The following is a 24,028-nucleotide window of genomic DNA, read 5'->3' on the forward strand; positions in this document are numbered from 1 at the left end:
GTTTTTTGGGGCTTGGTTTAATGCGGTGCCACGTGCCGTCGGGGCCGGGGGGGGGCCCCGCCGCGGGGGCCCCCCCTCCCCCCCCGCCCCCCCCCCGGGGGGGGGGGGTGTGCCCCCCCGCCCCTCGGCCGTTTCGCGGCGGACCGGTGTCCGCCGCGCGTCAGCGGTTGCGCAGCGCCTTGGCGGCCACCTTCTTGGCCTTGGAGCCCAGTCGCCGCAGCGGCTGCTGCGGAATCGACAGGCGCAGCGGCTCGCCCTCCGGGTCGGCGATCGGCAGGTCCCGGGCGAACGCGCCGTCCTCCAGGTGAATGCGTGCGTTCCAGTTTCCGGCCGGCACCCGCTGGAGCGGGATCCGCGCCTGTATGCGGCCGTCGCCGTCGACGCTCTCCGCGCCGGCGACCAGCAGCGGCTCCCGGTTCGGCGCCGTGAGCAGCAGCCGCGCCGAGGGGGCGGACCAGCCCGGCACCGTCACCGCGAACTCCAGGTCGGCCCGGCCGAAGAAGCCGCTGTTCACGGCACCGCGCGCGTCACCGCCGAGCGGGAAGCGGGTGGCGCCGATGTCGAGGTTGACGTGCTGGTGGGCTTCCGAGTGGAAGACCGCCACGGCGATCGGCCCGTCCTGAGCGCGCACGATCTCCGATCGCGGGGCGGCGTCGTAGGCGGCGTCGGCGGGGCGGGGCAGCCAGGCCTGCTTGCGCAGCGTTCCGGAGGCCACGGCGACCCGCAAGGTCCAGACGCCCTCGGCGAGGGGACCGCCGTCGGCGATCCGGCCGACGTCGAGGGCGGCGGTGTAGACGCCGTTCTCGTGCGTCGCGGGCACCTCGTACGTCACGCCCTGGCGGCCCAGCACCAGGGCGATCTCCTGGCCGGACGGGTCTCCGAGGCCGTCGAGCCGGGCCTTGCCGGAGAGCCGGAGCACCGGGCCGTCCCAGGCGTACGCGGTGAGTTCCTGACGCAGCACGACCCGCGAGGTGACGTCGTAGCAGGCGTCCGGGATTCCGGCGTTCGGGTCGCGGAAGAACGGGTAGGCGGCGTATGCCGTGTCGCCTTCGATCACGGCGGGGCCGAGTTCCCGCTCGACGTCCGCCTCGATGATCGCGGTGAGCCGGTCGGTCATTCCCTCGCGCAGACAGTGCGCGCGCAGTCGCAGCCGGGGCGGCAGGGCCTGGGAGACGCCGTCGGTGAGCCACTCCCGGCACAGCGGGCGGGCCGCCTCGGCCATGGCTCTTCGGCCCTCGTCGTCGCGCGCGAGATACGGGGCGCCGAACATGCCGAGCACCTCGCCGTGGAAGTGCCGCTCCATGAGCTTGTCCCGCTCGGGACCGGCGGGCACGTGGTCGGCGACCATCCGGAGGATGCCGCCCACGTACTCCAGCTGGGCGACCCAGTCGACATCCTGCTGGCTGGCGTTGGTCCCGTCGCCGCGGCCCTCCAGGTAGTAGCAGTCGTAGTCGGCGACGACCGAGACCTTGCGGGCGTGCAGCAGGCCGTGGACGGCGAAGGGCACGTCCTCGCCCAGCAGCCTGGCCTCGGTGAACCGCAGCTCGTACTCCTCGACCAGGGTGCGGCGCCACAGCTTGTAGGCGGCGAGCGTCCAGTACACGGGGGAGTGGAAGATGCTCACCTCGGGACTGGTGGTCCGCAGGTCGACGGGGGCCGGGCGGCCGCCGATGCCGACGATCCTGCCGTACACGATGTCCGAGTCCTGCTCGTCCGCCATCCGCAGCAGGCGCTCCAGCGCCTCGACGCCGAGGTAGTCGTCGGAGTCGAGGAAGAAGAGGAAGTCGCCCTTCGCCTGCTCGATGCCGACGTTGCGAGGCCGGCCGGCGCCTCCGGACGGCGGCTGGTGGATCACCCGCACGTTGTCGTGGGTGTCGGCCCAGGCGTCCAGCCAGGCCCCGCTGCCGTCGGATGAGCCGTCGTCGACGGCGATGACCTCGATGAGTTCCTGCGACAACGACTGGTCGGCGACGGACCCGAAGCAGCGCTCCAGGTATCGCTCCGTGTTGTGCACCGGAACGATCACTGATATTCGGGATGCCATGCGATTCCCTCTCGGCTTGGCTGGGGGTCCGGCAGGGGAATCCGCCCTGGTGAGGCGGACGCTAGCACGCGGTACGAAGGGGCGGCCAGAGGTCTTCCGGCCCGCGTACGAGAGGCGGGGTGCCCCTTTCGGAAGGGCACCCCGCCTCTCGTACGCACGTTCAGGACCTCGCGTTCATCGCTCCAGGAAGCGGAAGAGCGCCTCCCAGCGATCGGTGATCTCCGCACCGGAGTAGCGCCGTACGTTGCGCCAGGCGGCGTCGCCCATGCGGTTGCGGAGGTCGGCGTCGGAGATCAGCGTGCTGATGTGCCCGCCGAGCTCGATCGTGTTGCCGGTCTTCGCGAGGAGGCCGTCCTCACCGTCCTCGATGATCTCGCGGACACCCGGCGCGCAGTCGAACGCGGCACAGGGCACACCCGCGGCCATGGCTTCGAGCAGGGTGATCGGGAAGCCCTCCGCGCGGCTTGCCTGGGCGAAGACCGAGGCGCCCTGCAGCGCGCCCAGCACGTCGCTCGTCCGGCCCATCCACTCCACCGAGTCGTCCAGACCCAGTGAGGTGCAGTGGCGGCGGAGCTCCGCCTCCTCGTCGCCCGCTCCGTAGATACGGAGCTTCCACTCGGGGTGGCGGGACGCGACCTCGGACCAGCTGTCCAGCAGCATGTCCACGCCCTTCTCGTGCGAGAGGCGGCCGATGCAGGCGACCACGTTCTCGCTGCGCGGGGCCGGGGCCTCGGGCATGAAGGGCAGCGGGTTCGGCAGGTGGCCGACGTTGTCCATCCCGTCGCGGATCCAGAGGTCCGCGTCGCCGGGGGTGAGGACGAGCAGCCGGTCGACGTCCTTGTAGTAGCGCTTGACGCGGGCCAGACGCGAGGACGCGGCACTGGCCTCGTGCGACTCGTGGCTCATGCCGATGACGATGAGGCCCTTGGTGTCGGCGAGCGCCACCCACTCCATCGCCCAGACCTGGGTGACGATCACGACGGAGCCCGGGCGGGCGCCGGCGAACAGCGCGGTCAGCTTCTCGGCCTGCTCGCGCATACCGGCGGCGCGGGCGCGGTGGCGCATGCGCTCCGCCGCGTTGAGCTTGCCCTTGACCCCGCGCAGCGAACGCACCTGCGGGGGGTGCGCGTCGTACAGCGTGGTCGTCCCGTACGGCAGGTCGCCGGGGAACTCCTGGCGCCTGCCCTCGGGGGCGGGGACGATGCCGACGACATGGACGCGGTGGTCGCGCTCGGCGAACTGCCGCGCCATCTGGTGCGTCCAGGTGGTCACGCCACCCATCTCGTCGACGCTGTTGGACACGAAGAAGATGTCACGGCCGCCGGACACGGCGGTCTGCTCGGTCACTTGCCGCTCCTGGTGAAGAACTTGGCGACGATCTGACGGGCCGCGTCGCCCCGGTCGTAGGAGCTGAACTCGGCGTTGAACCGCTCCCGTGCCGCCGAGTACTTGGCGTCGGCCTCGTCCTTGAGGTGGGTGACCGCCGAGAAGAGCTCGCTCGCGTCGGAGACCACGGGCCCGGGCGCCTTCTCCTTCAGGTCGAAGTAGGTGCCACGGCTCTCCTTCGCGTACTCGTCGTAGTCGTACGTGAAGAAGATCATCGGCCGGTCGAGCAGCCCGTAGTCGAACATCACCGAGGAGTAGTCGGTGATCAGTCCGTCCGCGAGCTCCAGCAGCGGGGTGATGTCGTGGCGGTGCGTCACGTCGATCACCCGGCCGCGGACGGACGGCGGCAGCGTGAGGTTGTTCAGGTAGTGCGACCTGATCAGCAGCGTGTGCGTGTCGCCGAAGCGGTCGGCGAACTCCTCCACGTCGAAGGGCAGCTCGAAGGCGCGCACGCCGCCGCCGGGGTTGGCCCGGAACGTCGGTGCGTACAGCAGCACCGTCTTCTCCGGGGCGATGCCCAGCTCCGCCGCGAGCGGACCACGGGTGCGCTCGCCGGTCTCGGTCTCCTTCGCCCGGGCGGCGACCAGGGCGTCGTTGCGCGGGTATCCGGCGGGCAGCAGGACGTCGTCCTTCAGCCTGAAGGCCCTCGCCAGCGTCCGGACGTCGTGCTCCGAGCGGATCAGGAAGTGGTCGAACCGGTCGAGGGACTTCTGGAAGGAGTCCTGTCCGGCGCGGCCCTGCATCTTGGTGGCGGGCTCGTGGAAGCCCATGCGCTTGAGCGCGGAGCCGTGCCACGTCTGGATGTACGTGGTCCCGGGGCGCTTGGTCAGCTTGAGCGGGAAGCCCTGGTTGTCGACCCAGAACTCGGCCTGCGCGAGCGCGCGCAGGTACTGCCAGCTCCAGCGCTTGACCAGCGTGGCGTCCTTGGGGAAGCCGGTCGGCCGGGCGCCCGCGTAGGACCACACGGCCTCGAACGCCACGCCCTGGCGGCGCAGCTCCTCGTAGATCGCCTTCGGGCTGTCGCTGTACTGCTTGCCGAGGTGGCTCTCGAAGACCACCAGACCCTTGCGGATCGGCAACTTGCTGTACACGTCGTGGTAGACGCGCACCTTGGTCTCGCCCGAGTTGAGGCTGCGGCGGGCCTTGAGGAGCCGGCGCAGGCCGGTCTTGGCCAGGCCGGCCGCCCGGCCGTGCATCGCGCCATCGATCATCGCGGACGTACGGACGGACGCCTTGCCCTCGGAGGTGAGGACGTAGGACAGGTTGCCCTTCTTGGTCACCTCGGGCGCGAACCGGTCGGAGACCAGCCGGGTCAGCCGCGGGCGCACCCGCACGGTGCGGCGCTCGTCCAGCTCGACGCTGCCGACGCCCACCCGGGTGCTGACCTTGTCACCGTCGACGGTGAGGATGAGACGTACGTCCCAGACCGCGTCGATGATGCCCAGCGGACGCACCCTGCGCGTGATGTCCGCCTCGGCCTCCCACTCGACCGCGGTGTCGGTCCGGCGCAGGGAGGTGACGGGGAAGCGGAACGCCCGGACGCCGATCTTGCGGCGTGCCTGGAACTCCAGGACGGCGGAGAGCTTGGCGCCCTCCTTGATCCGTCCGAGCGGGTTGACCACGGCGCCGGAGAGGCGGACCGTTCCGTCGCCGCCCTCGTAGGAGGTGAGCCGGTTACCCAGGGCGAGGGAGGCCAGCGGCCGGGTGTGGTAGCCCGCCGTGGTGACGTCCAGGATCCGACGGGCGTCGGGGTCGTCGAAGTGCTGCCCGCACCAGAGGATCTGGCCCTCGTGCTCGACCAGCGGCGAGGTCAGCCGTCCCTTGTTCGCGAGCGCCTCGGTGGCCGGGAGCAGGTTGTCCCAGTCCTCCTTGCTCAGCAGGTAGGCACAGATGGCGTGCAGCGGCTGGACCTCGTCGTACGCCTTCGGGTCGATCGTGGAGAGGTACCCGTTGGCCAGCTCGGCGAACTCGCGCCGGTACTCCTCGCCCATCTGCGGGAGGTCGCGCAGATGCAGGACGAGGTCGTGCTTGAGGAACTTGATGTCCTTGCGGAACTTCAGCTCCTCGTAGCCCCTGCTCTCCAGCAGGGCGTCCACGCGGCGGTGTATTTCCATGCGGTGGACGAAGTTGGCGATCTCGTGGCGCCGGTTGCTGATCGACTTGGCGGCGGCGCTCTCCTGCACGTTCCAGTAGTAGACCTGGTTCGGGATCAGCGTGATCCGGCTCGCGGCGACGTACGCCTGCGCGGAGAAGAGCAGGTCCTCGTAATGGATGCCGACCGGGAACTCCAGCCCCTGCTCCAGCAGGAACTCGCGGCGGTAGCACTTGTTCGTGGAGAGCGTGTCGAAGACGAGCAGGTCGGGCAGCTCGGCGACGGAGTCGATCGTGCGGGTCTGCGAGTAGATCCAGGGATACCACTCGGTCGTCTTCTGGTGGCGGCTGTCCAGGTGGACGCGCACACAGAGTCCGGAGACCAGATCGGAGCCGGTCCGCTCGGCCGCCTCCAGCATGTTCCGGCAGGCGTTGCGCTCCAGCACGTCGTCACTGTCGAGGAACATGACGTACTTGCCGGCGGCACGCTCGATGCCGTAGTTGCGGGGAGCCCCGCAACCGCCACTGTTCTGCGGCAGCTGGAAGGCCCTGACCTGCTCCGGGTGAGCGGCTGCCAGTTCCTGGGCGACCTCGAAGGTGCGGTCCTTGCTGCAGTCGTCGACGATCACGACTTCGACGCTCTGCAGTGTCTGGTCCAATACCGATCGCACGGCCGTGGGAAGACGCTCCGCGTCGTTGTAGGCGATGACGATCACTGAGACGTCAGGCACTGGCACCTCGATCCACTTGTCTTGCGCAGGCTGCCTCAACGGTACCTCGCGTTCACTTTCCGACGGTCGTGTGGTGGGGGAGGCGTCCGGGCGAAAAGCCCGGGCCTGTGCGATCGAGATCACTGTTCTCGATCGGATTCGACGATTTTAAGGGGCAACCCGTTCGGCTCCGTCTCCGTCTTGCAGATGCGTGCAGATGAGGCCTTAGCCTCTTCATGTAACCATTTCCTGACAGAGGGTGACGGACCGTACGAATGGGAACAAAGTGGGACATCCGGGGTGCGGGGGGCACCCGGGAGCACGAAACCCACTGGAAGGCCCCCATGCTCATGTCCTCGCCCGACACGGTCGCTCCACGCCACGAGACCGACCCATCCACGCCGACGACGCCCGCGGATCGGGAGCCTCGGCGCAACCGAAGATCCCAGCTCGTCGCGGCGTGGTTCGCCGCTCTGGCGTCCATGGGCGCCTACTGCCTGGCCATGGCCGTCCAGGGTACGTATCCCTTCGGCGGCCGTTCTCGCGCCGTGAACGACCTCGGCAATCAGTTCGTCCCGTTCCACGCCCGGCTTCGTGACCTGATGCACGGCGACACCAGTGGGGATCTCCTCTTCAACTGGGCAAGCGGTTTCGGCACACCGTTTCTTGCGGACTTCTTCACTTATTTGATGAACCCGTTCTCGTGGCTGGTCGGGGTCTTCCCCCGGGACGCCGTCGAGTTCCCCGTGTTTCTGGTCACCCTTTTCAGCGTCGGGCTGGCCGCGGGGTTGATGACCGTCTTCCTGGGGCGTCTCCACCCGGGCAGTCCCTGGCTGCGCGCGCTGCTCTCCGTCGGATTCGGGCTGAGCGCCTGGATGATCTCGGACGGCTTCTCCGACCCCATGTGGATGTGGGGCCTGGTCGCCTTCCCGGTCCTGGGCATCGCCTACGACTGGTGCCTGGACCGCCGCCACTGGGTGCTCGGCGCCCTGGCCGTGTCCGTCTGCTGGGCCGGCAACTTCTACACCGCCGCCATGGCCACCATCGGCATGGCCCTCGTGCTGCTGGTCCGGGTGCTGCTGGACGAGCGGCCCGCCGCGGAGCGCGTCCGCGTCCTCGCGCGCGGCGCCTCCATGACCGTCGCCGGAGTGCTGCTCGTCGCCCCCGTGCTGACGGTGAGCCTCAAGGCGAGCAAGCTGTCCCAGCCCGCGCCCGAGGTCGTCTACAAGGGGTCGGCCTTCAGCGACTACGCGGCGCACCTGTTCCCCGGCGGGCTGGCCGGCGGAGCACCCCGCGTCTCGGTCGGCATGCTCGCCCTGCTCCTCGTCGCCGCCTACGCCTTCATCGGCCGGGTGCCGCTCAGGGAACGCGTCGCCTGGCTCGGCCTGACCGTGGCCGTGGCGGCCTCGCTGGTCTGGCAGCCCACGATCCTGCTCTGGCACGGGCTGGCCATGCCCAACGGCAATCCGTACCGGGCCTCGATCGCCCTCACCGCCGTCCTGGTGTGCGTCGCCTGGCTGGCGCTCGCCCGCCGGCCCCGCCCGAAGGAACTCCTCCGAGGCGCCGCGCTGGTGCTCGTCCTGGCCGTCTGCGCGAGCGGCGCGAAGTACATGTCCGCGGGCCCCTGGATTCTCGCCGTCGTCGGCGGTCCGGTCTTCCTTGCCCTGCTCGTCCTGCTGCACCGCCACCGGGCGGACCGCCGGGCACGCGCCTGGCTGACCGTCGCCCTGGCCGGGGCCGTCCTCCTCTCCTCGGCCGCCACGGTCTTCTCCACCACCCGGCTCCGCGACGCCCAGGAGTGGTGGACGCCCAAGCGCACCTACGACGCCGAGACGCGCGCCGCGTACGCCCGGCTGAAGGCCGCCGACGAGTGGCCCGCGAGCCGGACCGAGACGGGACCGAACGGCTTCGCCGCCAACGACCCCATGCTCCTGGCCGGCCAGGGCGGCCGGTACTACAGCAGCTACCTGCCGGCGGTCACCGCCGAGACCCTGCACGGGCTCGGTGCCGGCTGGTTCATCCAGGGCCGCCACACCAACAGCTTCAACGACCCCGTCGGCCGCGCGATCATGGGCGTCAGCAGCTACCTCGTACCCGCGCCCGGGCCGACCGGATTCGTCCAGCGGACCGCCGTCGCGCCACCCGTCGTCACCCTGCGCCCCCCGGGCGCGCCGCTGGACGGAACCGCCCCCGACGCCACCCCCGACGCCACCGTCTTCGCCCGCCAGGAGCGGGTGCTGGGCGCCAGGGTCTACGAGGTGCCCGCGTTCGTCAGGGCCGGCGCCATAACGCAGGGCGGCGCGGACACCGCGCTCGTCCCCGGCCGGGGCTGGCCCCTCAAGGCCGATCGGCCGCGCGGCGCCGGCGCGACCTTCACCGCGGCCTGCGCCCCGGGCACGGAGGCGTACCTCCACGTGCCGTGGCTGGCCGGCAAGGTCCAGGCCCTCGGCAGGACCGTCAAGACCGGCGGCAAGGAGCCGATGACCAGCGTCCCGCTGATCCCGCTCGGCACCGTCCCGGCCGACGGCCGGGTCACCGTCAAGATCCACTCGAGCCGCGGACAGTTCATCCCGAGCAACCCCCTCGGCTGCCTCGACCGGGCCGCCCTCGACCGGGCCGTCCAGCACCTGCGCGCCACCGGGCCCGAGCACGTCGAGGCCGGCGGACACGGCATCAGCGCCGTGTTCGCCCCCGGAACCAAGGGCACCGCGATCGTCTCCGTGCCCGCCGCCACCGGCTGGCGCTGCTCCGTCGACGGTGGCCAGGCGCGTGCGCCCCGGACGCTCGGCGGACTGATGGCCGTGGACCTGGGCGACGGCGCCTCGCGGGTGTCCTGCTCCTTCCACACCCCCGGACTGCGACTCGGGCTCGCGGTGGGCGCGGCGACCGCCGCGCTGCTCCTGGCGGTCGCCGTGGGGCACGCCCTTCGCACCCGTACTCCTCGCTCGACGCCCAGGAGCCGACGCTCATGACCAAGATCTCCGTCGTTGTGCCCTGCTTCAACGAGGAAGCGGTGATCGACCGGTTCGACACCCGGATCCGTGAGGTCCTCGCCGACCTGCCCGTCGACTACGAGCTCTGCTACGTCGACGACGGCAGCAGCGACGGCACCGCCCTCCGGCTGCGCGCCATCACCGCCGAGTTCGCGCAACGGACCCGCTACGTCTCCTTCAGCCGGAACTTCGGCAAGGAGGCCGCGATGCTCGCCGGGCTCCGCGAGGCGTCCGGCGACGCCGTCGTCATCATGGACGCCGATCTCCAGCACCCGCCGGAGCTCATCGCCCGGATGCTCGAACTCTACGAGCGCGGCCACGACCAGATCATCGCCCGCCGTACCCGAGAGGGCGACAAGAAGGTCCGCAGCGCCCTCAGCAGGCTCTACTACCGCGCTGTCAACAGGTGGGTGGACGTCGAACTCACCGACGGCGTGGGAGACTTCCGTATGCTCTCGCGCCCGGCCGTCGACGCGCTGCTGTCACTGCCCGAGTACAACCGCTTCTCCAAGGGACTCTTCTCCTGGATCGGTTTCGACACCGTCACCTTCGACTACCAGAACGCCGCGCGCGAGGCGGGCGAGACGAAGTGGAAGCTCGGCTCCCTGCTCAACTACGGCATGGACGGGCTGATCTCCTTCAACAACAGGCCGCTGCGCATCGCCATCTGGCTCGGCCTTACCCTCGTCGGAGTGGCCGCGCTGTACGCGGTCTGGATCACCGTGACCGCCCTGACCCAGGGCGTCAGCGCCCCCGGCTATGTGACCCTCGTGGCGATCATCGTGGGTCTCGGAGGCGTCCAGATGATCATGCTGGGCCTGATCGGCGAGTACATCGGCCGTATCTACTACGAGACCAAGCGCCGGCCGCACTTCCTCGTGAGGGAGACCCACCGCTCCTTCATGGGCGGAGTCAACGGCCGTCGCGCGGCCGGCGGCGGGCGCGTCAGCCTGGTCGCCACCGACCGGGAGATGTGATGCGTGGTCAGCTCGGGCAGATCGCCAGATTCGCCCTGGTGGGCGGGATCAACACCGGGACGTTCTACGGCTGCTATCTGCTGCTGCACCCGTGGATGCCGTACTTCGCCGCCTACTCCATCGCCTTCGTGCTCAGCATGATCGGCTCGTTCTTCCTGAACACCTACTTCACCTACCGCACCCGCCCCACCTGGAAGAAGTTCGCCCTCTTCCCGCTCACCAACGTCACCAACTACCTGGTGCAGAGCGTCGGCCTCTACGCCCTGGTGACCTGGGCAGGGATGGACGACCGGATCGCGCCGCTCGTGGCGGCCGTCGTGGCCATCCCCTTCACCTATCTGCTGTCGCGGAAGATCCTCGTGACGGGTGGGAAGAAGCAGGCGGAGGCGGCGGAAGCCGGTACGGAGGCCGGCCCGCGGGCAGCGGCGGCCGCGCAGGCCGGTACGGGCGGCGCCGCGACCGGTGGTACGGCCGCCGCCGCGGGCGGTGTCGTGGGTGGGGACGCGGGCGCGGGCGCGGGCACGGGTGCGGCAGCCGGGGCCGACACCGGCGCGGACGCCGGCAGGACCGGCCCCGGCGACGGTGCCGGGACCGCCGCGAAGCCCGTCAGGACCCGCTGACCGAAGGCGTCCACCGGCGCGCCGCCCGCTGCCGTGCGCCCGTTCCATCCACCGGAATGGACGGGCGGCGGTCGCCCCGTCTCGCGTAGATTGCCTGGCAGTCGCGGCGGGGAGCGACGTGTGACATCCGAATGAGACGACGCAGGTGACGGCGGTACAGGTGACAGTGGCAAGGCAGTACGTGACGGAAGCCCGCAGGATTGTCGTCAAGGTCGGCTCGTCCTCACTGACCACCGCCTCCGGCGGCCTCGACGCCGACCGCGTCGACGCCCTCGTCGACGTCCTCTCCAAGGTCCGCAGCGGCGGGGAGAAGGAGATCGTCCTGGTCTCCTCCGGCGCGATCGCCGCCGGCCTCGCCCCGCTCGGTCTCGCCCGGCGCCCCAAGGACCTCGCCCGCCAGCAGGCCGCCGCCAGCGTCGGCCAGGGTCTCCTGGTCGCCCGCTACACCGCCTCCTTCGCGCGGTACGGCGTACGCGTCGGGCAGGTGCTCCTCACCACCGACGACACCAGCCGTCGCGCCCACTACCGCAACGCCTACCGCACCCTCGACCAGCTCCTCGCCATGGGCGCGCTGCCGGTCGTCAACGAGAACGACACGGTCGCGACGGACGAGATCCGTTTCGGTGACAACGACCGGCTCGCCGCCCTCGTCGCCCATCTCGTCCGCGCCGACCTGCTCGTGCTGCTCTCGGACGTCGACGGGCTCTACGACGGGGACCCGTCCAAGCCGGGCACCTCCCGGATCGCCGAGGTGGCCGGGCCCGAGGACATCGCCCACGTCGAGATCGGCTCCGCCGGCAAGGCCGGGGTCGGCACCGGCGGCATGGTCACCAAGGTCGAGGCCGCCCGGATCGCCGCCGCCGCGGGGATTCCCGTGGTCCTCACCTCCGCCAGCCGGGCGGCCGACGCCCTGGCGGGCCGCGACACCGGTACGTACTTCCACCGCACCGGCCGCCGCTCCGCCGACCGGCTCCTCTGGCTCGCCCACGCCTCGACCCCGCAGGGTTCGCTGACTCTCGACGAAGGGGCCGTCAAGGCCGTCGTCGAGGGGAAGAAGTCGCTGCTCGCGGCCGGTATCGCCGCGGTCGAGGGGGAGTTCGTGGCCGGTGACCCGGTCGAGCTCCGCGACATCCGCGGCCGGGCCGTCGCCCGCGGCCTCGTCAACTTCGACGCCAAGGAGATCCCCCGGATGCTCGGCCGTTCCACGCCCGAACTCGCCAGGGAGCTGGGCCCGGAGTACGAGCGGGAGATCGTCCACCGCGACGACCTGGTCGTGGTCCGGGGCTGATCCCGGCAGGCCGCCGACGGCTGCGCACGGCCCGGTCCCGGCCCGTCCGTACCGGCCGTCCGGGCGCCGAACCAGGTCCTGTCACCGGGTCGCGGCCGACGGCGGAGGGGTGGCGTCCGGGGTGTGTGTCGGGGTGGGTTCAACCGTGTGGGGAAACGGCTGAAAGTCCGGCCATCCGGTAGAGACCTTTACCAAAACCGCCCCACGTGCCGCCTCGGGCTGGTCAACTTTGTCTCGGGGGCAAGACAAGGCGGGGTACAGCACCACACGCATCAAACAGGAGGCCGCCGGTGAGACGAGCGCGCCCAGGGGCACCGCCCCGCGGGACTGCCGAACGCGCCCTGACCAGTGTCGAGGCCGGAGCCGACTTCGACGAGGTGCAGGACACCGAGACAGCTGAGGCACGCGTTGAGGAGCGGGCGATGGTCGCCTCGAAGCTCTGGCACATCACCCTCAGCGTCTCGGGGGCCGAGGCCCCACTGAAGGAGGTCAGGCGCGCCCTGGAGCAACTGGCCCATGATCATCCCTTCCTGCTGACCAGCCGTTATGCCAACGATCACGCGGAGATCCGCTACTGGGAAGAGGCCCGTGACCTGCACGACGCCGCGGCGGTCGCGCTGCGGCTGTGGGGTGAGCACCGGCAGACCGCCAAGCTGCCGCCCTGGGAGATCGTCGGACTGGAGGTCATCGACCGCGAGACCTACCACCAGCGCATCGCCGAGGGCTACGGCCCCCCACCGGCCGCCCCGGTGGGGGTCCACCCGTACTGACGGACCGAAACGGACCGAAACGCGCTGACGACGCCTCGCCCCCGGAGGCGTCTCGCAGTGCGGGATACGTACGGGATACGTGCGGGATGTCCGCAGGGGTGCCAGTACCCTGCGGACATGACCTCGCTCACGCCCCTCGACAACCTGTCCCCGGTCGCCCGGGCCGCCTACCAGGCCCGTGGGGCCGCCGCCGAAATCGCGCCACTTCCGCGCGCGGCGAAGGACGACGCCCTGCTGGCCATCGCGGACGCCCTGGAGGTCCGCGCCGCCGAGATCGTCGAGGCGAACGCCGAGGACGTCACCCGCGCCCGCGAGGCAGGCACCAGCGAGTCGATCATCGACCGGCTCACCCTCACCCCGGAGCGGGTACGGGCCATCGCCGCCGACGTCCGTGACGTCGCCGCGCTGCCCGACCCGGTCGGCGAGATCGTCCGCGGCTCGACCCTCCCGAACGGCATCGACCTGCGCCAGGTCCGTGTCCCGCTCGGCGTCGTCGGCATCATCTACGAGGCCCGGCCGAACGTGACCGTGGACGCGGCCGCCCTCTGCCTGAAGTCCGGGAACGCCGTCCTGCTGCGCGGCTCGTCCTCCGCGTACGCCTCCAATACCGCCCTGGTGAAGGTCCTGCGCGACGCCATCGGCGGCGCCGGCCTGCCCGCCGACGCGATCCAGCTCGTCCCCGGCGAGTCCCGCGAGTCGGTACGGGAGCTGATGCGCGCCCGCGGCCTGGTCGACGTCCTCATCCCGCGCGGCGGCGCCTCCCTCATCCGCACGGTCGTCGAGGAGTCCACCGTCCCGGTCATCGAGACCGGCACGGGCAACTGCCACGTCTACGTCGACGCCGAGGCCGACCTCGACATGGCCGTGGACATCCTGATCAACTCCAAGGCGCAGCGGCCCAGCGTCTGCAACGCCGCCGAGACCCTCCTCGTCCACAAGGACATCGCCGAGGCGTTCCTGCCCCGTGCGCTCGCGGCCCTCGCCGACGCCGGGGTCACCGTCCACGCCGACGAGCGGATCCTCGCCCACTCCGAGGGCTCCAAGGCCACCGTCGTCCCCGCCACGCCGGAGGACTGGGAGACCGAGTACCTCTCCTACGACATCGCCGCCGCCGTCGTCGACTCGCTGGACAAGGCCGTGGAGCACATCAGGCTCTGGTCCTCCGGTCACACCGAGGCGATCGTCACCACCTCGCAGGCCGCCGCCCGCCGTTTCACCCAGCTGGTCGACTCCACGACGGTCGCCGTCAACGCGTCCACCCGTTTCACCGACGGCGGCCAGTTCGGCTTCGGCGCCGAGATCGGCATCTCGACGCAGAAACTGCACGCCCGCGGGCCCATGGGCCTGCCCGAGCTGACCTCCACGAAGTACATCGTCACCGGCGACGGTCACACGCGGTAACTCCCGGTTCCCCCTTTCGGCCCCGCTCCCGCGGGGCCCGGGGGAGCCGGACGGGCAGGGATAGTTCGCACTCTCCCTGCCCAAAACCACCTCCCAGGTCTACTCTGAATCCGTGCCGGACGACGTGGGGGGCGGGCCGTTCCAGGACGGCTGGGACCCCGACAACTCTGACGACCGCGGGGGCGCGGACGAGGACTTCGCCACCGTGGTGTTCGACGAGGACTTCGTACGGGCGGCCGAGGTCCACGAGCCGACCGCCGTGGAGCGCCTCCTGGCGGCCGCACAGGCCCGCGCGGAGGCGGAGGCCGCCCGCGCCAGGGCCGGCGGAGGACCGGGCGACGACGAGCTCTACGAGGACGGCTACGACCCCTCGGACCCCTTCAGCAGCCCCTACGCCGAGGGCTACGACCCGTACGACCCCGACGACGACTCCGGTCCGTACGGACGTCACGGCGGCGCCCTGCGTCCGTACCGGAGCAGCGCCCGCTGGCACCGGCCGGTCGCCTGGGTGCTCGCGCTCCTGATGGGCGTCGGCATGGTCGCCCTCGCCTTCACGGCGGTCTACCGCGGAGCCTCCGCCAACCGCCAGGACCAGGTCCCGGCCCCCGCCACCACCGGCATCGACAAGCCGCGCGCCGTGCCGCCCGCGGTCACCGCCCCCTCGGCCTCCGCCGAGTACTCCGCACCCCCCGTCCCGGCCGTTCCCCGCACTCCCTGAGCCCTCCTGGCCCGAGGGGAACGCCCTGCGTCGGAAATCTTCCGAACTTGTCGTGTACCTGGGCGTTTACCAGGGCGGCCACAGACCTACTCTGAAGGTATGGCAGGGCGTGGCGACCCGCCTGAGGGGCCGGCACCCGACCCCGGCGGTGGTGAGGACGAGTACCGATCCGTCGTCTTCGACGAGTCGTTCGTCCGTGCTGCCCGGCTCCAGGAGTTCTCCGCCGAGGAGCGGATGGGGGAGCACTCCCAGGCCGTGCGCTCCCGCTCCACCTGGGAGCCCCGAAGCGGCTCCCGCCAGGCCGTCCTGCTGGTGCTGCTGATCCTCCTCGCCTTCGGAACGGCCATCTATCTCGGTGTCCGCAACCCCTACCAGCCCCCGCTGGACCAGCGCGCCGAACCGCTGCGGATCACCCTGGTCCCGCTGGCCCCGCAGGGTCGGGTGGTCGGTGGTCAGCCCGCCCAGCTCTTCGCCCACAGCCCCGCCGCCGAGTACCGCACCGGGGCCGGCGGCATCAACCTCCCGGTCACCGGCCGCACCACGCACTTCTCGGAGGGCCAGGTGGTGACCGCCCTGATGATCGCCAAGGACTATCTCGTGGCCTCGTCCCTGGAGCCGGACGTACTGGCCGGCGTGACCGTCCGCCCCGCCCGGATGCTGCTCGATCCCGACCAGCTGGCGCAGTTCGACCAGAGCGTCGAGTCCTCGCTCGACGACGGTCGTCACGCGGTGGCCGGCTGGCTGGTGCGGTTCGACCCGGCCAAGGTCGCCCTGGCCGACCCCACGATCCGGGTCCAGGGCACCCTCCGGTTCGCGGAGACGGGCACCGACGTGCTGGAGGTCACCGCCGACCACACGTTCACCTATGCCCTGCGCCCCGCGAGCTCGGGCGCGGGCCCGGTGGGCGAGGCGTCGCTCTTCACCGTCCACCGGGAGACGCACTTCCGCTTCGACCGCGAGGACCTGCGGATGCACCGGACGGAACTGCTGACCAGCACCGTCCAGGCGGGCCCGCAGGCGTGCGGCACCGACGCCAGCGGCTCGCTGCGCCCGCTCCTGGCGGGCGAGCGGACCGCGGGCTCCGGCGACCCGGCGGTCACCGACCCGTACGCCACGGGCCGGCCCGCCGTCTCCTCGCTCTGCGGAACCCTGGACCCGAGCGCTCAGCCCTCGCTCTGAGCGGCGCCGTCGGCAGCCCCGCTCCGCGAGGACCCGCCGCCGAACCGGTCCCGCAGCTTCCCGCTCAGGTCGCCCGCGAGATCGCCCGCGCCACCGGCTATGTCGCCGACGAGCTTCATCAGCGGATCCTTGCTGGTGCGCACCGAATCGGCGTAATGCCCGGCGGATTCCCGGAAGGAGTCGGTCACCGAGGTGTCCTTGTCCTCCGACCGCCGCGGGTAGTGCCCGTCCATGATCCGCTGGTAGTCGCGGCTCTCGGACCACTTCTTCAGCTCGGCCGCCCGGACCGTGCTGAACGGGTGCGAACGCGGCAGCACGTTGAGGATCTTCAGGACGGAGTCCCGCAGGTCGCCGCCCTTCTCGTACTCGTCGGCCTGCGCGAGGAACGCGTCCACGTTCATCTCGTGGAGGTGGTTGCCGCCGGCGATCTTCATCAGACCGCGCATCGACGCCTGGAGGTCCTGGCCCACGAGGAGCCCCGCGCGGTCGGCGGAGAGCTCGGACTTGCGGAACCACTCCCGCAGCGCCGTGACGATCGCCATGATCGCGACGTTCCCCAGCGGGATCCAGGCGACCTTCAGCGCCAGGTTGGTGAGGAACAGCAGGATCGTGCGGTACACGGAGTGACCCGAGAGGGCGTGGCCCACCTCGTGGCCGACGACCGCCCGCATCTCCTCCTCGTCCAGCAGCTCCACCAGCCCGGTGGTGACCACGATGATCGGCTCGTCGAGCCCGATGCACATCGCGTTCGGCTTCGGGTCCTGGGTGACGTACATCGGCGGGACCTTCTCCAGGTCCAGGATGTAACACGCGTCCCTCAGCATGTCGTTGAGGTGTGTGAACTGCGCGTCGCTCACCCGCACGGAGTCGGAGAGGAACAGCAGTCGAAGACTGCGCTCGGGCAACAGCCCGCTGAGCGCCTTGAAGACCGTGTCGAAGCCGGTGAGCCTGCGCAGCGCGACGAGCGCCGAACGGTCGGCCGGATGTTCGTAGGCCCGTGAGGAGATGCCGGGGAAGCGCTTGCGCTGCCTGCTCGGCACGTTCCCAACGCCGTTGTCGGTCTTCTCGGTCATGGATGCCCCCTGTTCGTACGAGACCTTGCTCGTCCCCCTGACGAACCCAGACTAGGTGCTGGGGTCCACCGGGCGCCGGAGCCTGTGGATAACTCGGGCACAGCGGACAGTCGCGGAGTACGACCGCCCTGACAACGACTGAGTCGGCGTGAGCGTGCCCGGACCGCCCGCATACGATGTGCGCGAAGTCTCCGCTCCCATCCCCGATCGATAGGTCCTGCTGACGATGAGCCTCCACAGCACCGCCGCCAACCTGGTCTCGCTCGCCGAGGGCGCCGCCGAGCACGGTGGCAACCACGACAGCCTCAACCCGTACCTCACCGGCTTCGGCGCGCTCGGTGCGCTGCTTCTGCTGCTGTGGATCACCACCCGATTCAACCGCGACCGCTGATCCGGCGACCGCGGATCGGACGTTCGAAGCGGTGCCAGTAGGCTCTGCACGCATGGGAGAGCAGGAAGTGCCTACTGGCGTCCGCGGCAAGCGCCGACTCGGCGTGATGGGCGGAACGTTCGACCCGATCCACCACGGACACCTGGTGGCCGCCAGCGAGGTGGCCGCCCTGTTCCACCTCGACGAGGTGGTGTTCGTGCCGACCGGGCAGCCGTGGCAGAAGAGCCACAAGGCCGTGTCGGCGGCCGAGGACCGTTATCTGATGACGGTCATCGCCACCGCGTCCAACCCGCAGTTCTCGGTCAGCCGCATCGACATCGACCGCGGCGGGGCGACGTACACCATCGACACCCTGCGGGACCTGCGCTCCCTCAACAGCGACTCGGACCTCTTCTTCATCACGGGGGCCGACGCGCTGTCGCAGATCCTCACGTGGCGCGACGCGGAGGAGCTCTTCTCGCTCGCCCACTTCATCGGCGTCACCCGACCGGGCCATGACCTCACGGACGACGGACTGCCCAAGGGCGGGGTCTCGCTGGTGGAGGTTCCCGCGCTGGCGATCTCCTCCACCGACTGCCGGGCTAGGGTCGCCCAGGGCGACCCCGTCTGGTACCTGGTGCCGGACGGCGTGGTGCGCTACATCGACAAGCGCCAGTTGTACCGCGGCGAGTGAGCCTCGGAGAGGGGCACCGGTGAACGAACAGAACCCGTACGACCCGTACTACCCGCAGCCGCAGATCATCGGCTACGACGAGTACGGGCAGCCGGTGTACCAGCAGGTCCCACCGCAGGCACAGCAGCAGCAGTACGACCCGTACGCGCAAGCGCAGCACACCCAGCAGCCCGGGCAGCAGCCCGTCCAGCAGGGGTACGGCTACGACGCCTACGGGCAGCCGGTCCAGCAGCCGCAGGCGCAGCAGCACCAGCAGCCGCAGCAGCAGCCCCCGTACGACCCGTACGGGCAGCAGCGGGGCTACGACCCGTACGCCTCGTACGACACCGGACAGCAGTGGGCCGTGCAGGGCGAGGCGGCCGCCCCCGCCCCGGCAGCACCGCCACGTGCCCCGGTGGCCGCTCCCGCGGGCGTACCCGGGCAGCGCCCCGCGCCGGACGAAGGCGGCGACGACCGCGCCTACCGCACCGAGCAGTTCTCGTTCATCGAGGAGCCCGACGAGGACTCCGAGGACGTGATCGACTGGCTCAAGTTCACCGAGAGCCGCTCCGAGCGGCGCGAGGAGGCCAGGCGCCGCGGCCGCAACCGGGTCGTCGCGCTGGTCGTGGCCCTGGTCGTCGCCGCCGTCGGCGGCGTCGGTTACCTCTGGTACGCGGGCAAGCTCCCCGGCGTGTCCGGCGAGGAGCAGCAGCAGAACACCGCGACGGGCCCGCAGAAGCGGGACACGATCGTCGTCCACCTCCACGACACCAAGGGGGGCGGCACCAGCACCGCCCTGCTCGTGGACAACACCACGACGAAGCAGGGCACCACCGTCCTGCTGCCCAACGCGCTCTCCGTCGCCAATGACGAGGGTTCGGCGACCACCCTCGCCAAGTCCGTCGAGGACGACGGGTCCACCGGTACCCGCGAAGCCATCGGCAACCTCCTCGGCACGAAGATCACCGGCACCTGGCGGCTCGACACCCCGTACCTGGAGAACCTGGTCGAGCTGGTCAGCAACATCGACATCACCACCGACACCGAGGTGCCCAGCGACAAGAAGGGCGAGGCCCCGCTCGTCGTCAAGGGCGAGAACCAGACGCTCAACGGCCGAGCGGCCGTCGCCTACGCGACCTACCGCGGGCCCGGCGAGGCCGAGGCCAAGCAGCTCCAGCGCTTCGGCCAGGTCGTCTACGGGGTGCTGCGGAAGATGTCCGACGATCCCAAGGCCGCCACCGTCACCGTCGAGACCCTCGCCCAGATCCTCGACCCGTCCCTGCCGGAGAAGGACCTCGGCGCCTCGCTCGCCAAGCTGGCCGAGCACGCCAAGGGCGGCGACTACAAGACGGCGGTGCTCCCGGTGGAGCAGGACGGCTCGCTGGGCCAGGGCGCGGCCGACAGCGTGGTCAAGGACATCCTGGGCGGCAAGGTCAGCGCACCCGACCCGGGCAGCGCGGTCCGCATCGCGATCAAGGACGCCACCGGCAAGGACGCCACCGAGGCCGCCAGGGTCGTCCTGATCAACGGAGGCTTCGCCTTCGTGGGCGGCACCAAGGCGGAGACGCAGGAGAAGTCGCAGGTCCTCTACGGTGACGACGCCCAGAAGGCGACGGCCGGCGAGGTGGCCAAGACGCTCGGCCTGCCGGAGAACGCGGTCAAGAAGGGCCAGACCGCGGCGAACGGCGCCGTCACGGTGACCCTGGGCCAGGATTACAAGATCCCCGGGAGCAAGCGGTGACCTGCTCGTAATGGTTTGCGGGGCGGTCGGCGGTACGTGAGACCCTTGATGTGTCTCTGACCGCCGACGAAAGCCTGCTTGTGACCGCCACGGATCGCTCCATCGAGCTCGTCAACGCCGCCGCCCAGGCGGCGGCCGACCGGCTCGCGCACGACATCATCGCGTACGACGTCAGCGATGTGCTGTCGATCACCGACGCCTTCCTGCTCGCCTCCGCACCCAACGACCGCCAGGTCAAGTCGATCGTCGACGAGATCGAGGAGCGGCTCAACAAGGACCTCGGCGCCAAGCCGGTGCGCCGTGAGGGCGACCGCGACGCCCGCTGGATCCTCCTGGACTACGTCGACATCGTCGTCCACGTCCAGCACAGCGAGGAGCGGGTCTTCTACGCCCTGGAGCGGCTCTGGAAGGACTGCCCCGAGCTGCCGCTGCCCGAGGACGCCCTGAAGACCCGCGGCAAGGCCGCCGAGCACGCCGCGCTGACGGGTGCCGCCGACGGGACGGACGGTGAGCTGAGCTGAGCGCCACCAAGGGCGGCAGCGGCCGCCGTATCGTCCTGTGGCGCCACGGTCAGACCTCATGGAACCTGGAGCGCCGTTTCCAGGGCTCCACGGACATCGAGCTGACCGAGACCGGCGTGGCCCAGGCCCGCCGGTCCGCCCGGCTGCTCGCCTCGCTGAAGCCGGACGCGATCATCGCCTCCGACCTGAAGCGGGCCGCGGCCACCGCCGACGAGCTGGCCGGGCTCACCGGCCACCCCGTCACGCACGACTCCGCCCTGCGCGAGACCTACGCGGGGGAGTGGCAGGGGCTGACCCACGACGAGATCGTGGCGCGCTACGGCGAGCAGTACGCCGCCTGGAAGCGCGGCGAGCCCGTGCGCAGGGGCGGCGGCGAGCTGGAGACCGAGGTCGCCGACCGGGCCGCTCCGGTGGTCCTGGAGCACGCCGACAAGCTGCCCGAGGACGGCACGCTCGTCGTGGTGAGCCACGGCGGCACGATCCGCACCACCATCGGCCGGCTGCTCGGCATGGAGGCGCACCACTGGGAGAGCCTCGGCGGGCTCTCCAACTGCTGCTGGTCCGTCCTCGGCGAGGGCGCGCGCGGCTGGCGGCTCCTGGAGCACAACGCCGGCACGCTGCCCGAGCCGGTCCTCGGCGACGACGACTGAGTCGCCCCCGGGCCCGGATTTCACTTTCCGGCAGGTCACAGGCTAGAGTTCTTCTTGTTCGCAGCGCGGAGCGCAGAGAACACGAGGGGCTATAGCTCAGTTGGTAGAGCGCCTGCATGGCATGCAGGAGGTCAGGAGTTCAATTCTCCTTAGCTCCACAGTCACCGAATCCCGTCCCCGCAAGGGGGCGGGATTCGTCGTTTCCGTCACCGCCAGTCGTCCACCACCTCGGCCCGCAGCGCTTCGATCGCGCGACTGCTCGCCTCGTCCTTCGGCGTGTAGGCCACGATCCGGCACTCCGGCATCCCGTTGATCGAGAACGACAGGGACGTCATCCGCAGCTCGCCCACGGCGTCGTGACGGAAGGTCTTCACATGACTTCCCGGCGGCACGACATCGCCGCTCCGCCACAGGCGGGCGAAGTCGGGGCTGACGGCCGAGAGCCGTCGCACGAACGACTCCCACACCGGCTCGCCCACGTGCCGGCCGTACGCCCCGCGCATCTGCGCGACCATCAGCGGAAGCTCCCGCTTCTTGTCGACGAGCGGACAGCGGTCGTCGTCCATCGTGAAGAGCGTCCACAGCACGTTGCGGAATCCGAAGGGCGTGTGCCGCGGATCCGAGAACAGCTTCCGGTACATCGAGTTGGTCGCCAGCACGTCGTACCGGCTGTTGTAGACCACCGCCGGACGCGGGACCAGGGCGTCCAGGATCCCCTGGAGCTCGGGGCCGACCGTCTCGACGGCCTCGGCGCCGCGGTCCGGGGCGAAGGGCACCTCCGCCAGGTGGTACAGGTGCTCGCGCTCGGGCCGGTCGAGCCGCAGCGTGCGGGCGACCGCGTCGAGCACCTGGGCGGAGGCGTTGATCGGGCGTCCCTGCTCCAGCCAGGTGTACCAGGTGACGCCGACGCCGGAGAGCTGGGCGACCTCCTCGCGGCGCAGGCCGGGTGTACGGCGGCGCAGCCCCGGCGCCATGCCCACGTCCTCCGGAGTCACCCGCGCCCGGCGGCTGCGCAGGAACGCCGCGAGCTCCGGTCGGCGGCGGCGCTGTGCCGGTGCTGCCAAAGTCGTCACACCCCCATGGTCGAGTCCCCGTGCCGCCGTTGCCAGGTGCTGTCAGTACCAGCATCGGCGGGCTCTCGTTACCCGTACCGGATCCTCGTCACGCTGCTCGTATGACGACGACCACGACACGGCCCGTACTCAGTAAAGACGGTGGCACCGACAACCGGCCCGGACTGCTGCTCGGGGTGGTGCTCGCGGCCCAGTTCATGGCACTGCTCGACGTCTTCATCGTCAACGTCGCCGCCCCCACCATCCGCGCCGAACTCTCCGCCTCCGGGGCGGGACTTCAGCTCGTCATCGCCGGATACACCATCGCCTACGCGGTCCTGCTGATCACCGGCGCGCGGCTCGGCGAACGGCTCGGGCACCGGCGGACGTACCTCGTGGGACTCGCCGTCTTCACAGCGGCCTCGCTCGCCTGCGGACTGGCGGCGGGAACCGGCCAACTGATCGCCTTCCGACTCGCCCAGGGCGCCGGAGCGGCCGTGATGATCCCTCAGGTGCTCAGCCTCATCCAGCGGACCTTCACCGGAGAGCGCCGCGTCCGCGCCCTCGGCGCCTACTCCGCCGTGCTCGCCACCGGCGCCGCGGCCGGCCAGGTCGTCGGCGGCGTTCTCGTCAGCGCCGACCTCCTCGGCAGCGGCTGGCGGCCGGTCTTCCTCGTCAACGTGCCCATCGGGCTCGTCCTGCTGGCCCTGGGAGCCCGGGTCCTGCCGCGTGACGCGCGCCCCGAGCCCGCGCGCACCCGCCCCCTCGACCTGCCCGGACTCGTCCTGCTCGGCGCGGCCGTCTCCCTGCTCACGGTCCCCCTGGTCCTCGGACAGGAGCAGGGCCGGCCGCTGTGGTTCTGGGTCTCCCTCGGATGCTCCGCGGCGGCCTTCGCGGCCTTCGGCGTGCACGAGTCCCGGCTTGCAGGCCGGGGCGGCGCTCCGCTCATCGCCCCGCGCGTCCTGCGGGCCCCGGGCATCGGACGGGCCGCGTTCGGGATCTCCCTGGCGATGGCCGTCAACGCGGGGTTCCTCTTCACCGTCACCCTGCACCTCCAGGGCGGACTCGGACACAGCGCCCTGCGCGCCGGGCTGACCCTCGCGCCGGCCGCCGCCGCCTTCGGCGTGGTCGGCCTGACCTGGCGACGCCTGCCCGCCCGCCTGCAGCACCTCCTGATCCCCGGCGGCTTCCTGCTCACCGCCGTCGCCTCGGTCGCCATGGGCGTCCTCCTCAGGGGCGGCGGCACGGGCGGCTGGGCGCTCCACCCGGCACTCGCCGCGATGGGCGGCGGGCTCGCGCTGGCCTTCGGTCCGGCCCTGACGGGTGCGCTGGCCCGGGTACGGCCCGAGGACGCCGCCGACGCCAGCGGTCTACTCGCCACCGTCACCCAGCTCGGCCAGCTGATCGGCGTCGCGGGCTTCGGCACGCTCTTCCTCGCGCGGCTGCATACGCCGGGGGCGCATGACTCCGCCGACGCGCTCTTCGTGAGCGCCTTCGCGCTGGCCACCGCATCGATCTTGGGCGGGTCGGTCGCCCTGGCGCGCCGAGCTCGCTGACCCCCTTGCGGGGCCATGGCAGAATCGGACGGCCGGAGGGGAACGAGGGTCCGGACGGGAGGAGTGTGCGATGGCCGCGAGCGGTGCCGAAGGTGCCGAGACCGATGCCGTCGCCGAGCCCGTCGAGAGCCGTGCCGCGGTCCGGGGGAGCCGAGCGCGCCTCGGCTGTCCCCCGTGCGGTTCCGCCCGGGTCGTCCAAGTGCTCGGTGACAACG

Annotated in this window: 18 protein-coding genes, 1 tRNA gene and 1 pseudogene; 15 read left to right on the forward strand and 5 right to left on the reverse strand. The window is 71.0% G+C overall.

Going from position 1 to position 24,028, the window contains the following annotated elements:
- Nucleotides 1-160 precede the first annotated feature (160 nt).
- From AB0D99_RS33505 to AB0D99_RS33515, 3 genes are all read right to left on the reverse strand, one after another.
- Nucleotides 161-2,044, reverse strand: a complete 1,884-nt coding sequence (locus AB0D99_RS33505; RefSeq protein ID WP_362371186.1) for a glycosyltransferase family 2 protein — start codon at nt 2,042-2,044, stop codon at nt 161-163.
- 174 nt (nt 2,045-2,218) lie between these two features.
- The gene (locus tag AB0D99_RS33510; protein WP_362371189.1) at nt 2,219-3,391 is read right to left on the reverse strand and encodes a glycosyltransferase; all 1,173 of its coding nucleotides are present in this window, start codon (nt 3,389-3,391) and stop codon (nt 2,219-2,221) included.
- Entirely contained in the window at nt 3,388-6,258 is a 2,871-nt protein-coding gene (locus tag AB0D99_RS33515) for a CDP-glycerol glycerophosphotransferase family protein (RefSeq protein WP_362371192.1), read from the reverse strand. Before AB0D99_RS33515 ends, AB0D99_RS33510 begins: the two co-directional genes overlap by 4 nt.
- A 455-nt stretch (nt 6,259-6,713) precedes the next feature.
- Here AB0D99_RS33515 and AB0D99_RS33520 point away from each other — a divergent pair, with 455 nt between their 5' ends.
- The 8 genes and pseudogenes from AB0D99_RS33520 (at nt 6,714) to AB0D99_RS33555 (ending at nt 16,177) form a co-directional block, all read left to right on the forward strand.
- Nucleotides 6,714-9,203, forward strand: a complete 2,490-nt coding sequence (locus AB0D99_RS33520) for a YfhO family protein (RefSeq protein ID WP_362371195.1) — start codon at nt 6,714-6,716, stop codon at nt 9,201-9,203.
- Entirely contained in the window at nt 9,200-10,201 is a 1,002-nt protein-coding gene (locus tag AB0D99_RS33525) for a glycosyltransferase family 2 protein (RefSeq protein WP_362371198.1), read from the forward strand. Before AB0D99_RS33520 ends, AB0D99_RS33525 begins: the two co-directional genes overlap by 4 nt.
- Nucleotides 10,201-10,563 (forward strand): annotated as a pseudogene (locus AB0D99_RS33530) (GtrA family protein); the annotation flags it as partial. The gene AB0D99_RS33525 and the pseudogene AB0D99_RS33530, both read left to right, overlap by 1 nt.
- 418 nt (nt 10,564-10,981) lie before the next feature.
- Nucleotides 10,982-12,109 (forward strand): glutamate 5-kinase, encoded by a 1,128-nt coding sequence (gene proB / locus AB0D99_RS33535; RefSeq protein WP_362371201.1) that lies wholly within the window; start codon nt 10,982-10,984, stop codon nt 12,107-12,109.
- Nucleotides 12,110-12,399: 290 nt separating this feature from the next.
- Nucleotides 12,400-12,879, forward strand: coding sequence for a hypothetical protein (locus AB0D99_RS33540; protein ID WP_362371204.1), 480 nt, complete (start codon nt 12,400-12,402; stop codon nt 12,877-12,879).
- A 117-nt stretch (nt 12,880-12,996) separates the two neighbouring features.
- A complete protein-coding gene (locus AB0D99_RS33545; RefSeq protein WP_362371207.1) occupies nt 12,997-14,280 on the forward strand; it encodes a glutamate-5-semialdehyde dehydrogenase in 1,284 nt (427 codons plus the stop codon).
- Nucleotides 14,281-14,392: 112 nt separating this feature from the next.
- On the forward strand, nt 14,393-14,998 hold the full coding sequence (locus tag AB0D99_RS33550; RefSeq protein ID WP_362371210.1) for a hypothetical protein: 606 nt from the start codon (nt 14,393-14,395) through the stop codon (nt 14,996-14,998).
- Nucleotides 14,999-15,097: 99 nt separating this feature from the next.
- Complete coding sequence (locus AB0D99_RS33555) at nt 15,098-16,177, forward strand: hypothetical protein (RefSeq protein WP_362371213.1); 1,080 nt, start codon at nt 15,098-15,100, stop codon at nt 16,175-16,177.
- Here the strand turns inward: AB0D99_RS33555 and AB0D99_RS33560 are convergent.
- Complete coding sequence (locus AB0D99_RS33560) at nt 16,162-17,250, reverse strand: M48 family metallopeptidase (protein ID WP_362371216.1); 1,089 nt, start codon at nt 17,248-17,250, stop codon at nt 16,162-16,164. The genes AB0D99_RS33555 and AB0D99_RS33560 overlap by 16 nt on opposite strands.
- A 226-nt stretch (nt 17,251-17,476) precedes the next feature.
- Here AB0D99_RS33560 and AB0D99_RS33565 point away from each other — a divergent pair, with 226 nt between their 5' ends.
- The 6 genes from AB0D99_RS33565 (at nt 17,477) to AB0D99_RS33590 (ending at nt 21,363) form a co-directional block, all read left to right on the forward strand.
- Nucleotides 17,477-17,641: a hypothetical protein gene (locus tag AB0D99_RS33565; RefSeq protein ID WP_329120641.1), complete on the forward strand. Its 165-nt coding sequence runs from the start codon at nt 17,477-17,479 to the stop codon at nt 17,639-17,641.
- 52 nt (nt 17,642-17,693) lie between these two features.
- Entirely contained in the window at nt 17,694-18,314 is a 621-nt protein-coding gene (gene nadD / locus AB0D99_RS33570; RefSeq protein ID WP_362371220.1) for a nicotinate-nucleotide adenylyltransferase, read from the forward strand.
- 19 nt (nt 18,315-18,333) lie between these two features.
- Nucleotides 18,334-20,034 carry an LCP family protein gene (locus AB0D99_RS33575; RefSeq protein WP_362371223.1) on the forward strand — a complete coding sequence of 567 codons (1,701 nt, stop codon included), beginning with the start codon at nt 18,334-18,336 and terminating at the stop codon, nt 20,032-20,034.
- An 80-nt stretch (nt 20,035-20,114) separates the two neighbouring features.
- Nucleotides 20,115-20,555, forward strand: a complete 441-nt coding sequence (gene rsfS / locus AB0D99_RS33580; RefSeq protein WP_362371226.1) for a ribosome silencing factor — start codon at nt 20,115-20,117, stop codon at nt 20,553-20,555.
- Nucleotides 20,552-21,205, forward strand: coding sequence for a histidine phosphatase family protein (locus AB0D99_RS33585; RefSeq protein ID WP_362371248.1), 654 nt, complete (start codon nt 20,552-20,554; stop codon nt 21,203-21,205). Before rsfS ends, AB0D99_RS33585 begins: the two co-directional genes overlap by 4 nt.
- 85 nt (nt 21,206-21,290) lie before the next feature.
- Nucleotides 21,291-21,363, forward strand: a tRNA-Ala gene (locus AB0D99_RS33590).
- Between the two features lie 48 nt (nt 21,364-21,411).
- Here the strand turns inward: AB0D99_RS33590 and AB0D99_RS33595 are convergent.
- The gene (locus AB0D99_RS33595; protein WP_362371229.1) at nt 21,412-22,278 is read right to left on the reverse strand and encodes a helix-turn-helix transcriptional regulator; all 867 of its coding nucleotides are present in this window, start codon (nt 22,276-22,278) and stop codon (nt 21,412-21,414) included.
- 101 nt (nt 22,279-22,379) lie between these two features.
- Between AB0D99_RS33595 and AB0D99_RS33600 the strand changes: the two genes are divergently transcribed.
- Nucleotides 22,380-23,813: an MFS transporter gene (locus AB0D99_RS33600; RefSeq protein ID WP_362371232.1), complete on the forward strand. Its 1,434-nt coding sequence runs from the start codon at nt 22,380-22,382 to the stop codon at nt 23,811-23,813.
- Nucleotides 23,814-24,028 lie beyond the last annotated feature (215 nt).

This window comes from Streptomyces sp. NPDC047971, from assembly GCF_040653355.1.
Lineage (GTDB): Bacteria > Actinomycetota > Actinomycetes > Streptomycetales > Streptomycetaceae > Streptomyces.

Excerpts from the sequence above, each read along its gene's own strand:
- AB0D99_RS33505 (WP_362371186.1), bottom strand. The coding sequence starts at position 2,044 with ATGGCATCCCGAATATCAGTGATCGTTCCGGTGCACAACACGGAGCGA.
- AB0D99_RS33520 (WP_362371195.1), top strand. The coding sequence starts at position 6,714 with ATGGGCGCCTACTGCCTGGCCATGGCCGTCCAGGGTACGTATCCCTTC.
- AB0D99_RS33525 (WP_362371198.1), top strand. The coding sequence starts at position 9,200 with ATGACCAAGATCTCCGTCGTTGTGCCCTGCTTCAACGAGGAAGCGGTG.
- AB0D99_RS33545 (WP_362371207.1), top strand. The coding sequence starts at position 12,997 with ATGACCTCGCTCACGCCCCTCGACAACCTGTCCCCGGTCGCCCGGGCC.
- AB0D99_RS33555 (WP_362371213.1), top strand. The coding sequence starts at position 15,098 with ATGGCAGGGCGTGGCGACCCGCCTGAGGGGCCGGCACCCGACCCCGGC.
- AB0D99_RS33560 (WP_362371216.1), bottom strand. The coding sequence starts at position 17,250 with ATGACCGAGAAGACCGACAACGGCGTTGGGAACGTGCCGAGCAGGCAG.
- AB0D99_RS33565 (WP_329120641.1), top strand. The coding sequence starts at position 17,477 with ATGAGCCTCCACAGCACCGCCGCCAACCTGGTCTCGCTCGCCGAGGGC.
- nadD (WP_362371220.1), top strand. The coding sequence starts at position 17,694 with ATGGGAGAGCAGGAAGTGCCTACTGGCGTCCGCGGCAAGCGCCGACTC.
- AB0D99_RS33600 (WP_362371232.1), top strand. The coding sequence starts at position 22,380 with ATGACGACGACCACGACACGGCCCGTACTCAGTAAAGACGGTGGCACC.